General features: G+C 65.7%; 11 protein-coding genes. 7 read left to right on the top strand and 4 right to left on the bottom strand.

What is annotated here, in order from left to right; all coding sequences use genetic code 11:
• Positions 1–60: 60 nt before the first annotated feature.
• Entirely contained in the window at positions 61–2,112 is a 2,052-nt protein-coding gene (locus tag JKG68_RS02150; protein WP_202055451.1) for a sensor histidine kinase, read from the top strand.
• Here JKG68_RS02150 and JKG68_RS02155 read toward each other — a convergent pair.
• Positions 2,109–3,536, bottom strand: a complete 1,428-nt coding sequence (locus JKG68_RS02155) for a coniferyl aldehyde dehydrogenase (protein ID WP_202055452.1) — start codon at positions 3,534–3,536, stop codon at positions 2,109–2,111. The two genes, JKG68_RS02150 and JKG68_RS02155, sit on opposite strands and share 4 nt — an antisense overlap.
• A gap of 158 nt (positions 3,537–3,694) precedes the next feature.
• On the opposite strand from JKG68_RS02155, the gene JKG68_RS02160 reads away from it, so the two are divergent.
• The 3 genes from JKG68_RS02160 to JKG68_RS02170 all read left to right on the top strand — a co-directional run bounded on the left by JKG68_RS02160 (position 3,695) and on the right by JKG68_RS02170 (position 7,711).
• Complete coding sequence (locus JKG68_RS02160; RefSeq protein ID WP_202055453.1) at positions 3,695–5,308, top strand: ABC transporter ATP-binding protein; 1,614 nt, start codon at positions 3,695–3,697, stop codon at positions 5,306–5,308.
• 49 nt (positions 5,309–5,357) lie between these two features.
• Positions 5,358–6,794: an aldehyde dehydrogenase family protein gene (locus JKG68_RS02165; RefSeq protein WP_202055673.1), complete on the top strand. Its 1,437-nt coding sequence runs from the start codon at positions 5,358–5,360 to the stop codon at positions 6,792–6,794.
• 167 nt (positions 6,795–6,961) lie between these two features.
• Entirely contained in the window at positions 6,962–7,711 is a 750-nt protein-coding gene (locus tag JKG68_RS02170; RefSeq protein WP_202055454.1) for an SDR family oxidoreductase, read from the top strand.
• A gap of 39 nt (positions 7,712–7,750) precedes the next feature.
• Here the strand turns inward: JKG68_RS02170 and JKG68_RS02175 are convergent, their stop codons facing one another.
• Positions 7,751–8,038, bottom strand: coding sequence for a DUF2218 domain-containing protein (locus tag JKG68_RS02175; protein WP_202055455.1), 288 nt, complete (start codon positions 8,036–8,038; stop codon positions 7,751–7,753).
• A gap of 192 nt (positions 8,039–8,230) precedes the next feature.
• Between JKG68_RS02175 and JKG68_RS02180 the strand changes: the two genes are divergently transcribed.
• From JKG68_RS02180 to JKG68_RS02190, 3 genes are all read left to right on the top strand, one after another.
• Positions 8,231–9,712, top strand: a complete 1,482-nt coding sequence (locus JKG68_RS02180) for an ABC transporter substrate-binding protein (protein ID WP_202055456.1) — start codon at positions 8,231–8,233, stop codon at positions 9,710–9,712.
• Positions 9,713–9,902: 190 nt separating this feature from the next.
• The gene (locus JKG68_RS02185; RefSeq protein WP_202055457.1) at positions 9,903–10,850 is read left to right on the top strand and encodes an ABC transporter permease; all 948 of its coding nucleotides are present in this window, start codon (positions 9,903–9,905) and stop codon (positions 10,848–10,850) included.
• Entirely contained in the window at positions 10,847–11,686 is an 840-nt protein-coding gene (locus tag JKG68_RS02190; protein WP_202055458.1) for an ABC transporter permease, read from the top strand. Before JKG68_RS02185 ends, JKG68_RS02190 begins: the two co-directional genes overlap by 4 nt.
• Before the next feature lie 149 nt (positions 11,687–11,835).
• On the opposite strand, the gene JKG68_RS02195 is transcribed toward JKG68_RS02190, so the two are convergent.
• Both JKG68_RS02195 and JKG68_RS02200 read right to left on the bottom strand, forming a co-directional pair.
• Positions 11,836–12,834 carry an LLM class flavin-dependent oxidoreductase gene (locus tag JKG68_RS02195; protein ID WP_202055459.1) on the bottom strand — a complete coding sequence of 333 codons (999 nt, stop codon included), beginning with the start codon at positions 12,832–12,834 and terminating at the stop codon, positions 11,836–11,838.
• Positions 12,835–13,011: 177 nt separating this feature from the next.
• A complete protein-coding gene (locus JKG68_RS02200) occupies positions 13,012–14,100 on the bottom strand; it encodes a TRAP transporter substrate-binding protein (protein ID WP_202055460.1) in 1,089 nt (362 codons plus the stop codon).
• Positions 14,101–14,220 lie beyond the last annotated feature (120 nt).

Here is a 14,220-nt window from a genome sequence, read left to right on the forward strand (position 1 = left end):
TACGGGGTGGACGCTTCGCCGTCTTTGTGGTCCCCTGACGGGGTTAAGCTGAGCGTTTGGATGACACTGACGAGGCGTCTTCTCCTTCTTGCTTTGATTTCGGTTCTGCCGGCGATCGTGATTTGGACCTACACGGAAGTTTCTCTGCGCCGCGACCGGGAAGCCGAAGTGAACGACCTCGCGATCAGGCAGGCCCAGCTGGTGGGCGCGGAGCTCGAGCGGATCTTCGACGGCGTCTACGGCCTCCTGCTCGCCATCGACGAGACCCGGTCCATCCGCTCCTTCGACACGGCCGTCTGCAGTCCATACCTGAAAGCAATTCAGGAGAAGGTGCCGTATGTCCTGTCCTTCGTGGCCATGGACATCAGCGGCCATATCCGGTGCCGGCCCACGGGCACCATCGACACCCAGCACTACTATGCGGACCGAGCCTATTTTCACAATGCGATCAGCGTGAGAGGCTTCGTGGTCGGCGACTATACGCCGGTCTTCGAGGAAGGCGGGCTTAGACCTCATCCGGTGCTGCCGCTCGCCCTGCCGATCTGGGACGAAAGAGGCGAGCTGGTAGGCGTGCTGGCGGCGGCCCTGGACCTGAAATGGCTGGCCCAGAAGGTGAAGGAGCGCACGGTGCCGGAAAACGGCTCGGTGACGATCGCCGACCGGAGAGGCGTCGTGATCGTGCAGGATCCTCAACCGGAGCGCCTGCTCGGAAAGCTGCTGCCCCAGGATTATCTGAACCAGGCCCGGGCCAGGTCCGTGGGCACGGCCCAGATCGTTGGCCCCGACGGGGTTCGGCGCGTGGTGGGCTACAGCCCGTTCGCGGTCGCCCCGCAGGACGTCTACATCAATGTGGGCCTGTCCACGAAAGCGGCCTTCGCGTCCATCAACCAGGCCGCGCGGCGCGGCTTCATGCTGATTGCGGCGGCGCTCATCCTGGCGCTCTCCCTGTCGGCCCTGCTCAGCAGGGCTTTCATCACCCAGCCCTTCGACCGTCTGATCGGCGCCGTGCGCGACTGGCGCCAGGGCAATTACCAGGCACGGATCGACATTCCTGGAAAGGCGGGGGAGTTCGGCATCCTGGCCAGGGCCTTCAACGATCTGTTGGACGATGTGGCCGAACGCCAGCAGGCGCTTCAGGCGAGCGAGGAGCGGGCGCGCCTGGCCCTGGAGGGCGGCCGCATGGGCACCTGGTGGTACGATCCGGCCAGGAATGCAGGCGGTTGGTCGAGCCAGGCCGCCGCAATGCTCGGGCTTCCGCCCGCCCCGACCAAGATGATCGCGCAGGAGTGGCGGGCGCTCATCCATCCAGACGACGTCGAACGCGTCTTCTCCAAGTGGCTCACCACGGTGAAGAACAAGGGCGAGTACGAGGACGAGTACCGGATCCGGCATCCCAATGGCGGCATCCGCTGGATCAACTCGAAGGGGCGCGTCTTCCTGGATGCTCAGAAGAAGCCGGTGTCCTTCGTGGGCATCTTCCAGGACATCACGGAGCAGAAGCAGGCGGAGGAGCAGCAGCGCTTCTTCCTCGACGAGTTGAACCACCGGGTGAAGAATACCCTGACCACCGTTCAGTCCATCGCGTCCCAAACCCTGCGCACCACCGAAACGCCCGAGCAGTTCCGGGAAGCCTTCGAGGGACGCCTGCTGGCCCTGTCGAAAACCCACAACCTGCTCACCCGCAAGTCCTGGCGCGAGGCGGAGCTGCGGGATATCGCCGAGCAGGAGCTGGCGCCCTATCGTAAGCCGGGCGACGAACGGGTCGTTCTCACCGGGCCGGACGTCAAGCTGCCCGCCCGCTACGCGATCAATCTGGGCCTGGTCCTCCACGAGCTGGTGACGAACGCCGCCAAATACGGCGCGCTCTCCACGAATTCCGGGCATCTGGAGGTCGCCTGGACGGTTGTCGAAAGGCCTGATCGTCCGCAGCAGCTTCGCATTCACTGGACCGAGACGGGCGGACCGCCGGTGGCGCCGCCCAAGCGCCAAGGCTTCGGGTCGCGCCTGATCCGCCGCAGCATCGAGGGCGAGCTCGGAGGCTACATGGTGCTCAACTTCGCGGAGGCCGGCGTTTCCTACGACATCTCCGTGCCCCTGAGCCCAGGGGCCTAACGGAGGATCATCCGGAGCAGGCGGTTCATGCGGCCGCCATAGGGCGGCTTGGTCATTCCCGCTCCGTTGAGGCGGGCCTGACGGAAGACCGATCGCGCATGGCTGAAGGTTCTGAAGCCCGCCTCCCCGTGATAGGCCCCCATGCCGCTCGCCCCGACGCCGCCGAAGGGCAGCTCCTCCTGGACGCAATGCAGCAGCGTGTCGTTGACCGCCACGCCGCCAGAGACGGTTCGCTCGAGTATCCGGTCGACGGTTCCGCGATCCTGGCTGAACAGATAGAGCGCCAGAGGATGCGGTCGGGCGCCGATGAAGCGGCAGGCCGCGTCGAGATCGTCATAGGGCACCACGGGAAGCACGGGCCCGAAGATCTCCTCCCGCAGGGCGAGCGCATGATCCGGCACCTGGGTCAGAATGACGGGCGCGATCTTGCGCCCTGCCGCGTCCAGGGCCTCGCCCGCCGGGTTGATCTCGTGTGCGAGCGCGCCGTGTTCCCGCGCATCCGCAATGAGGCCGCGGATGCGCTCGTAATGCCGTTCATCGATGATGGAGGTGTAGTCGGGATTGTCGGCAAGCGTCGGGTACAGCGTCGAGACGGCGTCCCGGAAGGCTGCGACGAACGCGGCCTCCCCGCTGCGGGGAACGAGCACGTAATCGGGCGCGATGCAGGTCTGGCCGGCGCTGAAGAGCTTGCCCACCGCGATCCGCTCGGCGGCTTTCGCGATCGGATAATCCGGTGCCACGAGGGCCGGGGACTTGCCCCCGAGTTCCAGGGTCACCGGCACCAGGTTCTCGGCCGCCGCCAGCATCACCTGCCGCCCGACCGCGGTCGAGCCGGTAAACAGCAAGTGATCGAATTTGAGCCGGGTGAAGGCCTTCGCCACGTCGGGCCCGCCCTGCACCACGGCGACCTCGCTTTCGTCGAAAACCTCGCCGATCACCTGCTCCAGCAGAGCGGACGTTCGGGGCGTGATCTCGGAGGGCTTGATCATGACCCGATTGCCCGCCGCCAGGGCTCCCACGAGGGGCCAGAGCGTCAGCTGGATCGGGTAGTTCCATGGGCTGACGATGCCGACCACTCCGAGCGGCTGATACAGAACGCGCCCCGATCCGGGCCGGAACATGAGCTGGATCGGACGGCGGCGCGGCTTCATCCACCGGCGAAAGTTCCGCCGGGCGTGACGCAGGGCGCCGATCACGGGATAAAGGTCGGCGAGCTTGGTCTCGTGCACCGAGCGATGCCCGAAATCCCGGCTGACCGCCTGGGCGAAATCGTCCGCATGGCGCACGATTGCATCCGCCAGCCCATCCAGGGCTTCAGCCCGCCGCTCGGGCGGGAGAGGTCCCTGTTCGGCCCAGGCTTGCCTTTGCAGGTTCAGGCAGGTTTGCAGCCTGTCTCTTGCGGGATTGGGAACGGCATCGTGCACGGGTCGAATGGCTCCGCCTGGTCAGGGTGACAATATGGTGGAGCCGACACCATTCTCAACCAAGCACTGCTTTTCGGGTGATTTCGGCCGAAGAACGGATTGACGGAACGTCAGAGATGGCAAGGATGGCCTATCGGCCGTGAGGCAGCAGGAGAACCATGTTGAGCAGCCCCTCCCCCGTGCTGTCGATCGAGAACCTTTCCATCGGCCTGCCCGCTCTGGCCGACCGGCAGCATGCCATCAAGGGCCTGTCGCTTTCCATCGATCCCGGCGAGACGCTCTGCGTCGTGGGCGAATCCGGCTCCGGCAAGTCCATGACCGCCATGGCCGCCATCGGCCTCCTGCCGGGAGGCGTCGAGGTCCTGTCGGGCTCGATCAGGCTGGCCGGGCGCGATCTCCTGTCCCTCGACGAGGCCGGCTGGTGCGACGTTCGCGGGCGGGAGGTCGGCACGGTGTTTCAGGAGCCGATGACCTCCCTCAACCCGGTGATGCGGGTGGCGGACCAGATCTCCGAGACCTTCCGGGCGCACGGCCTGCTGAAACCCGCCGAGCGTGACCGGCGCGTCCTCGATCTCCTAACCGAGGTGCACCTGCCCAACCCGGAGCTGATCGCCAGGGCCTATCCGCATGAGCTCTCCGGCGGGCAAAGGCAGCGGGTGATGATCGCCATGGCCTTGGCGCTCGAGCCGAAGCTCCTCATCGCGGACGAACCCACGACGGCCCTCGACGTGACCACCCAGGCGCAGGTGCTGAAGCTGATCGACAACCTGCGCCGCAAGATGGGCACGGCCGTTCTCTTCATCACCCACGATTTCGGCGTGGTCGCCGAGATCGCCGACCGGGTGGCCGTGCTCCAGCACGGGGAGCTTGTGGAGGAGGGAACCGCCGAGGAGGTGCTGACCCGGCCGCAGCACCCCTACACCAAACGGCTTCTGGCGGCGGTGCCCTCTCTCGTCCCCCCTGCGCCCAAGCAGCTCCAGAGCCAGCCCATCACCTTGAGGGTGGGCGCCCTGACCAAGTCCTATGGAGGGCGGGGTTTCTTCAAAAAGAGCCGCGAGGTCCAGGCCGCCGATGCGGTGAGCTTCGACATACGGCGCGGCGAGACCCTGGGGCTCGTGGGCGAATCCGGCTCCGGCAAGTCCACGGTGGGGCGCTGCGTGCTGCGCCTGATCGAGCCTGACGGAGGCGCCATCGACATTGGCGACCTACCCTTCGGCACCCTGTCGCAGCGCGACCTGCGACCCCACCGGCGCCGGATCCAGATGGTGTTCCAGGACCCCTTCGCCTCCCTCAACCCGAGACGAACTGTCGGGCGCATCATCGCGGAGGGGCCGATCACCCAAGGAACGGACCCGGCCAAGGCCCTGGACGACGCCCGCATCCTCCTGGAAAAGGTCGGCTTGCCGGCCCAGGCCATCGACCGCTATCCCCACGAATTCTCCGGCGGGCAGCGCCAGCGCATCGGCATTGCCCGGGCGCTCGCCATGAGGCCGGACGTTCTGGTGGCTGACGAGGCGGTCTCGGCTCTCGACGTGTCGGTGCAGGCCGACATTCTCAGGCTGATCCGGGATCTGCAGGAGGAGCTGGGGCTTGCCATCCTGTTCATCACCCACGATCTGCGGGTAGCCGCCCAGATCTGCGACCGCGTAGCAGTTATGCAAAAAGGGCGGATTGTGGAAATGGCCGAAACCGCGCAACTCTTCGCCCATCCGCAGGACGCGTATACGCGCCAGCTCCTGGCCGCGGTGCCGGGCATGAACAAGATGATTTAGGGAGACGAAGCCCGTGAACGATCAGGTCAGCGCGCCGGTTGCGCCCACCATGGTTTTCCAGAACCTCATCGGCGGACAGGAGCGTCCGTCCTCCGACGGCATGACCCTGGACGTGCTGTCCCCGATTGACGGCGCGCCCCTCGCCAGCATCGCTGCCGGAACGGCCCAGGACATCGACGACGCCGTGAACGCCGCCCGCGCCGCCTTCGAGGGCGCCTGGGGCAAGCTCACCGCAACGGAGCGCGGACGCCTGCTCATGAAGCTGGCTGCCGCCGTCGAGGCCCGCGCCGACGAGCTCGCCCTTCTGGAGAGCCGCGACAACGGCAAACCCCTGCGCCAGTCCCGGGCCGACGCCATCGCGCTCGCCCGCTACTTCGAGTTCTACGGCAGCGCCGCCGACAAGCTGCACGGCGATGTGATCCCCTATCTCAACACCCACTTCGTTGGGGTCGAACGGGTGCCGCACGGGGTGACGGGGCACATCGTGCCCTGGAACTATCCCATGCAGATCTTCGGCCGCTCCGTGGGCGCCGCGCTTGCTGCCGGCAACGCCACCGTGGTCAAGCCCGCGGAGGACGCCTCGCTGACGATCCTGCGCGTGTCGGCGCTTGCCCGCGAGGTCGGCTTTCCCGACGGTGCGCTGAACGTGGTGACGGGCCTCGGCCGCACGGCCGGCGCGGCCCTTGCCGGTCATCCGGGCATCGACTTCCTGTCCTTCACCGGCAGCCCGGAGACCGGCACCGCGGTCCAGACGGCAGCGGCCAGGAACCATGTGGGCGTGACCTTGGAGCTCGGCGGCAAGTCGGCCCAGGTGGTCTTCGACGATGCCGATCTCGAACGCGCCCTGCCCGCCCTCGTCAACGCCATCATCCAGAATGGCGGCCAGACCTGCTCGGCAGGCAGCCGCCTGCTGATCCAGCGCGGCATCTTCCAGGACGTGGTCGATGCCGTCGCCGAGCGCTTCCGCACGTTGCGCGCGGGCCATCCCGAGCGCGAGCCCGATCTCGGCCCCATGATCAACCAGGCCCAGCAGCGGCGCGTCCTCGGCTACTTGGAGCGCGGCCGCAACGAGGGCCTGACCATCATTGGCGAAGGGGTGGTGGCCCTCGATGCGCCTCCGGGCGGCTACTATGTGGCTCCGGCCTTCCTCGCCCCTGTCCCGCACGAGAGCATCCTGTCCCAGGAAGAGGTCTTCGGCCCGGTTCTGGTGGCAACACCCTTCGAGGACGAGGCGGAAGCGATCCGGCTGGCCAACGGCACGCAATACGGCCTTGCGGCGGGCGTATGGACCCGCGACGCCATGCGCTCCACCCGGGTCGGCCGTTCCATGCGGGCAGGCCAGGTTTTCGTGAACTGCTACGGCGCGGGCGGCGGCATCGAGCTGCCCTTCGGGGGCTTCGGCCGCTCGGGCCATGGCCGCGAGAAGGGCTTCGAGGGGCTGATCGAGTTCACCACGACCAAGACCCTCGTCATCGCGCACGGATAGGCCTCGTAAAGAGCGGGCAGCCCTCCTCCCCCTTGTGGAGAGGAGTTGGAGGCGGGGGTGTTGGCGCCACACGCGGATAGGCTATCGCTCACACCCCCACCCGGCCGCTACGCGGCACCCCCTCCCCACAAGGGGGAGGGAAAAGCACACGTTGAAAGGAAAGAACCATGAATCGCCTCGAAGGCAAGGTGGCGCTGATCACAGGCGCCGGCTCCGGCTTCGGCCTGGGTATCGCGGAAACATTCGCCCGCGAAGGCGCCCGGGTCGCTATCATCGACATCAACGAAGCGGCGGCAAAGAGCGCAGCCGACCAGATCGGCGCGAGCGCCATCGGCCTTGCGGCCGACGTGTCGAAGGCCTCCGACGTGAATGCCGCCGTGGAGCAGACGGTCGCCGCCTTCGGCAAGCTCGATATCGTGGTGAACAATGCCGGCATCAGCCACCGCAACCGGCCGATGCTGGAGGTGGAGGAAGACGAGTTCGACCGGGTCTTCGCGGTGAACGTGAAGTCGATCTACCTTTTCGCCCGAGCGGCCGTTCCACTGATGCAGGGCCAGGGCGGCGGCGCGATCATCAATGTGGGTTCGACGGCGGGCCTGCGCCCGCGTCCCGGGCTTACCTGGTACAACAGCACCAAAGGCGCCGTGCACACCATGACCAAATCCATGGCCGTGGAACTCGCCCCCAACAGGATCCGCGTCTGCGCCCTGGCGCCAGTTGCCGGCGAGACGCCGCTGCTCGCCACCTTCATGGGCGAGGACACGCCCCAGAAGCGCGAGCAGTTCGTCAACTCGATCCCGCTCGGCCGCTTCTCCACCCCCCAGGACATCGCCAACGCAGCCCTCTACCTCGCCTCCGACGAGGCCAGCATGATCACCGGCGTGGTGCTGGAGGTCGATGGGGGGCGGTGCATTTAGCGCGGCGCGTTTACCCCTTGCGAGGAGGGCTTATACGCTTCAGCCCTTCTGCCACACGAACGGCAGCGGGGCCTCGCGGAAAGCAAACCTGTCGAGATGTGAGGCGACGACGCCCTTCATCCGCTGCAGCGTTTCGTCGTCCTCGGCTTCAACCGTGACCGTCAGGGTATCGGCACTTGCCGCCATGGTGGCTATGGCGTTTGGAAAGCGGACGACGCCCTCACTCTCCCTCAATTTCACATCGAGCTTGTGGCTCCAGTGCTTGCAGAGCTGCTGGAGATATTTGGCCCCGTTCGTAGTGGGCACCCGTGCCTTTTCAACAGCCATGTCAAAGCCTTTCCCTGCCGCCGAAGCCGTTTGGAAGAGCTGGCCTGCGGTATGTCGGCGAGGCTGCTTAGGCCTCTGCGGGGCTGAAGTTAAGTGAACAATCCGTAATGACCATCTTCCATCCGTCGTGATCCTGCGTAAGCTGGTCCCACCGCGAGCAATCGCACGACATACCCGATGGAGATCCGCCTGATGACGAAGCGCCTTCTGACTGCCGCCCTCCTTCTCGCCGTCAGCGTCATCCCGGCCCATGCCGCCAAGACCTCCCTCGTGGTGGGCATGCCCATCGAGCCGCCGGGCCTCGATCCCACCGTTGCGGCGCCTGTCGCCATTCGCGAAGTCACCTGGGTCAATCTTTATGAAGGGCTCGTGCGCATCGACAAAGCCGGCAAGGTGCAGCCGCTTCTGGCCAAAAGCTGGGAGATTGCGCCGGATGGGCTGACCTATACGTTCCGCCTGCAGGAAGGCGTGAAGTTCCATGACGGCTCGACCTTCGATTCCGCCGACGTGAAATTCGCCTTCGATCGCGCCCGCGACCCGAAATCCACCAATGCGCAGAAGCAGATCTTCGCCCCCATCAGCTCCATCGAGACGCCCGATCCGGCCACGGTGGTGATCAGGCTGAAAGAGACCTCGGGCAACTTCCTCTACTATCTCGGCTGGGGCGATGCGGTGATCGTGGCGCCCGAGACGGCGGCGAACAATGCGGCCAATCCGGTCGGCACCGGGCCGTTCAAGTTCAAGTCCTGGACCCGGGGAGACCGGGTCGAGCTGACCCGCAATGCCGACTACTGGCAGAAGGACAAGACCAAGCTCGACACGGTCACGTTCCGGTTCATCAGCGATGCGCAGGCGCAGGTCGCGGCCCTCCGGGCAGGCGACGTGGATGCCTTCCCCAACCTCGGAGCGTCCGAGCTCTTTGCCGAGTTCCAGAAGGATGCGCGCTTCAAGGCCGTCGCCGGCAACACGGAGGGCGAGACGGTCGCCGGCCTCAACAGCGCCAAGAAGCCCTTCGACGACGTGCGGGTGCGCCGCGCCCTCATGCATGCGGTCGACCGCAAGACCTTGATCGAGGGCGCCTATTCGGGCTTCGGACAGCCGATCGGCAGCTTCTTCTCCCCCAACAATCCGGCCTTCGTGGATACCACCAACGTCGTTCCCTACGATGTGGAGAAGGCGAAGGCTCTGCTGAAGGAGGCAGGCTACGGCGACGGCCTGTCGATCACGATCAAGAGCCCGCAGATGGCCTATGCCAGCCGCTCGGCGGAGCTCCTCTCCGCCATGCTGAGCGAGGCCGGTGTGGAGCTGAAGATCATCCCCACCGAATTCCCGGCGAAGTGGATCGAGGAGGTTTTCAAGGCCAAGGACTACGACATGACCATCGTGTCCCACACGGAGCCGCTCGACATCGATATCTTCGCCCGCGACAGCTACTACTTCAACTACAAGAACGAGAAGTTCAAGGCGCTGGTGGCCGAAGCCGCCAAGACCACGGACGAGAAGGCGCGCTTTGCCAAATACGCCGAGGCGCAGAAGATCCTGGCGGAAGACGTTCCTGCCCTCTTCCTCTTCCAGCTGCCGAAGCTCGGCGTGTGGAACGCGAAGGTGCAGGGCCTGTGGGAGAACTCGCCGATCCCGTCGAACGACGTGACGGAAGTTTCGTGGACGGAGTGAGCTTGGCTCACTGTCGTTCGTTAAAACCCTTTACGCGTCATGGCCGGGCTCGTCCCGGCCATCTCGATGATAAGAGCGTCTGAGCCTTTGGATCGGGATCACCGGCACAAGGCCGGTGTTGACGTGCAGGGTCATCTTCAGTCACACCACCCTTAACCCCTGCAACGGGGAGCAGGCAGCGAGTAACCTCATGCTGCGTCTTATTCTGTCTCGCCTCGTCTCGCTTGCCATAACCCTTCTTGCCGTCTCGCTGGCCATCTTCCTGATCCTGGAGGTGCTGCCGGGCGATCCGGCCGCCATTATGCTCGGCACCTCCGCACGGGAGGACACGCTTGCCGCCCTGCGACAGGAGCTCGGGCTCGATCAGCCGGCGCTCCTGCGGTACCTGCAATGGATCGGCGGCCTCCTCCAGGGCGATCTCGGCACCTCCATCACCTACAAGATGCCGGTGTCGACCCTTGTGGCCGAGCGCATGAACGTAACGCTGCCGCTGAGCTTTTTGGCCATCCTGATCTCGACAGCGCTCGCTTTGCCGCTCGGGGTGGCCGCCGCCGCCCGCAGGGACGGCCCTGTGGATCGCGCCGTGCTGGTGTTCAGCCAGCTGGGCGTGGCCGTGCCGAACTTCTGGATCGGTCTCCTGTTCATCCTGTTCTTCTCCACCTGGCTCGGCTGGTTTCCCGCAGGCGGCTTTCCTGGCTGGGGCAATGGCCTCTGGCCTGCCTTCCAGGCCCTGCTGCTGCCGGCCGTGGCCCTCGCCCTGCCCCAGGCAGCCGTGCTGACCCGGGTCACGCGCTCCGCGACCCTCGAGGTCATCGGCGCCGACTTCGTGCGCACGGCCCGGGCCAAGGGGGTCGACAAGGGCTCGACCCTGCGTCGCCACGTGGTGCCGAACGCGCTCATTCCCGTAACCACGATTCTCGGCCTTCAGCTCTCGTTCTTCTTCGGCGGAGCGATCCTGGTCGAGAATGTGTTCAACCTGCCTGGCCTCGGGCGGCTCGCCTACCAGGCTCTCAACCAACGTGACCTCGTGGTGATCAAGGATATCGTGCTGATCTTTTCCGGACTCGTGATCGTGGTGAACTTCATCGTCGACATTGGCTACGCCATCCTAGACCCGCGCCTGAGGAGCCGGGCATGAAGCGCTCACGCATCCCCCTGAACTCCGCCCTCGTGGTCGGCGGCGTTCTGACGGCCCTGCTCATCGTCACCGCCCTCGTGTCCCTCGTCTGGACCCCGGAGATCCCCACCCGCGTGCGGGTCGTCATGCGCCTGAAAGGTCCCGGGGAGGCGGGCCTTCTGGGAACGGATCATTTCGGTCGCGATGTCGCCTCGCTGCTCATGGCAGGGGCCTGGAACTCTCTCGCCATAGCCTGGCCCGCAGTTCTCTTGGGCGCCGCCGTCGGCATCGCCATAGGCTGCGCGGCCGCCGCATGGAAGGGAATCGCCGACGAGATCGCCATGCGGGTTTCCGACGTGGTCTTCGCCTTCCCGGCCGTTCTTTCCGCCATCATGATCGGGGCGCTTCTGGGCTCCGGGCCGCTCGCGGCCATTCTGGCGATCGCGGTGTTCAATGTGCCGGTCTTCGCCCGCGTCACCCGCGGCGTCGCGCTTCAGGTCTGGACCCTCGATTACATCGCGGCGGCACGGGCCATCGGCAAGCATCCGCTGCGGATCACCTGGGAAGACGTGATGCCCAACATCGCGGGCGCGCTCATCGTTCAGGTGACGACTCAGCTGGCGCTCGCCATCCTGACGGAAGCGGGCCTGAGCTATCTCGGGCTCGGCATCCGCCCTCCCAATCCGAGCTGGGGCCGGATGCTGAGCGATGCCCAAACCTACCTGTCCCAAGCCCCTCACCTTGCCATCGCGCCCGGCGTCGCCATTGCCCTGTCGGTGCTGGGCTTGAACCTTCTGGGCGACGGCCTGCGCGATGCGCTGGATCCGACGTTGAAGGGAAGAGGCGCTCCGGCTTAAAGGTGCGCTGGTCCTGCAGATTCACGTGCCATCACCGGCCTTGTGCCGGTGATCCCGATGCAAGAAGGGCCGCGTCTCACAGGATCGGGATGGCCGGGACAGGCCCGGCCATGATGCACGGGCATCACGGGAGGAGTTTGGCGGGTGCTCTAAGCTGCCTTGCTCATCGCATTCTGAACCTCAGCCAGAATCTCGTAGGAGCGCAGGCGCTTCCCATGGTCGTAGATGGCGGATGCGACCATCACCTCATCGGCGCCGGTCTCGGCAATGAAGCCCTTTAGCCCCTCCCTCACCGTATCGGGCGAGCCCACGAACGAGCAGGACAGCATGTTCATGGCCTGCGCCTTCTCGTGGGGCGACCAGTAGCTCTCGATATCGTCAATGGGCGGCTGGAGCTTGCCGCGGGTGCCGCGGAAGAGATTGGTGAAGGATTGCTGCGGCGAGGTGAAGAGATGGCGTGCCTCCCGGTCCGTGTCGGCGGCGATCACGTTGACGCCGACCATGGCATAGGGCCGGTCGAGCTGGGCCGACGGCTGGAAGCGCTCGCGGTAGACCTGCAGCGCCTGCATCAGGGCGCCCGGCGCGAAATGGGACGCGAAGGCGTAAGGCAGCCCCAGCATGGCGGCAAGCTGTGCACCGAACAGGCTGGAGCCCAGAATCCAGATCGGCACGTCTGAGTCCGTTCCCGGCACAGCCTGGATGGCCTGATCCGGTTGAACGGGCCCGAGGAGCGCCTGCAGCTCGAGCACGTCCTGCGGGAAGGTATCGGCGGCGGAAGGGTCCCGGCGCAGTGCCCGCAGGGTGCGCTGGTCGGTGCCCGGAGCCCGGCCGACGCCGAGATCGATGCGGCCCGGAAAGAGGGCATCCAGGGTGCCGAACTGCTCGGCGATGATCATGGGCGCGTGGTTGGGCAGCATGATCCCGCCTGCGCCGACGCGGATCGTCTTGGTGCCCCCGGCCACATGGGCGATGACGACGCTGGTCGCCGCGCTCGCGATGCCCACCATGTTGTGGTGCTCGGCCAGCCAGAAGCGATTGTAACCCCATGCTTCGACGTGCTGCGCCAGATCGAGCGAGTTGCGCAGGGCGTCCGATGGGGTGGAGCCTTCGGGAACATGCGCGAGGTCGAGAACCGAAAAGGGAGGCATGAGGCTTCTTTCGAATGCAGCCGGCTGGGAGCCGTGACCTATCAGATCAGGTCGGCAGGCCGGGTATGCAAGCCGAAGCCCGCCCGCTCAAGACAACTTAGCCATGCGTCGGGCGCAGCCAAACAAAAACCCGGCGCCGAGGGACGACGCCGGGTTGCGATGTGAGCCGATGAGGGCTCAGCCGCGGGTGCGGGCGCGGATCATGTAGCTGTCGAAGGCGTATTCGGCCACTTGGAACCAGAGATACTCCTCGTTGCGGAAGGCGCGGAGCGAGTCGATCAGCTTCTTGAAGTCCGCATTCTGGGCCGAGATCTCCGCATAGACCTCGTTGGTCGCCTTGAAGGCGGCATCGAGGATTTCGGCTGAGAACGGACGCAGCTGCGCGCCGGCACCCACGAGGCTGCGGAGCGCGGCGGGATTCTTGGCGTCGTATTTCGCCAGCATGTCCTGGTTCGCCGCCATGGCGGCGGATTCCACGATGGCCTTGTAGTGCTTCGGCAGGGATTCCCACTTCGCCTTGTTGAACATGAAGTGGAGCGTCAGGCCGCCTTCCCAGAAGCCCGGATAGTAGTAGAACGGCGCGACCTTCTGGAAGCCGAGCTTCTCGTCGTCATAGGGGCCGATCCACTCGGCGGCATCGATGGTGCCGCGCTCCAGCGACGGATAGATGTCGCCGCCGGCCACCTGCTGCGGGATTACGCCGAGCTTGGCCATCACCTGACCGGCGATGCCGGCGATGCGCATCTTCAGGCCTTTCAGGTCTTCGACGGTCTTGATCTCCTTGCGGAACCAGCCGCCCATCTGGGTGCCGGTGTTGCCGCCGGGCAGAGCATAGAGGTTGTGCTTGGCCATGAACTCGTTGACGAGGCCGATGCCGCCGCCATGATACTGCCAGGCGTTGAGCTGGCGGGCGTTCAGCGTGAACGGCACCGCCGCGGCGGCCGCGAAGGTCGGGTCCTTGCCGACATAGTAGTAGGCGGCCGTGTGGGCCATCTCGACGGTGCCGGAGGAAACGGCGTCAGCGGCCTGGAAGGTGCCGACGATTTCGCCTGCCGCGAAGGGCTGGATCTGGAACTTGCCCTCGGTCGCCTCGGACACGTACTTCGCCAGGAAGTCGGCCCCGCCATAGATGGTGTCGAGCGACTTCGGGAAGCCCGACGTCAGACGCCACCGGATCTCCGGATTGGACTGGGCAATGGCAGGGCTGGCAACGGCGCCTGCGGCGAGGCCTGCACCGGCGGTTGCAAGAAAATTGCGGCGTTTCATAAGTGCCTACTCCTGTTCGAGGGCATGTCGCGCTTTTTGGAAGGCTCGGTAACAAGGGATGGGGGGCGTTGAGTAAAGTTAGACTAAAGGAGAGGCTTGTATAAGTGAGCCCCGTCGTAA

Origin of the sequence: Microvirga aerilata (assembly GCF_016743775.1) — a bacterium.
GTDB classification, from domain to species: Bacteria; Pseudomonadota; Alphaproteobacteria; order Rhizobiales; family Beijerinckiaceae; genus Microvirga; species Microvirga aerilata.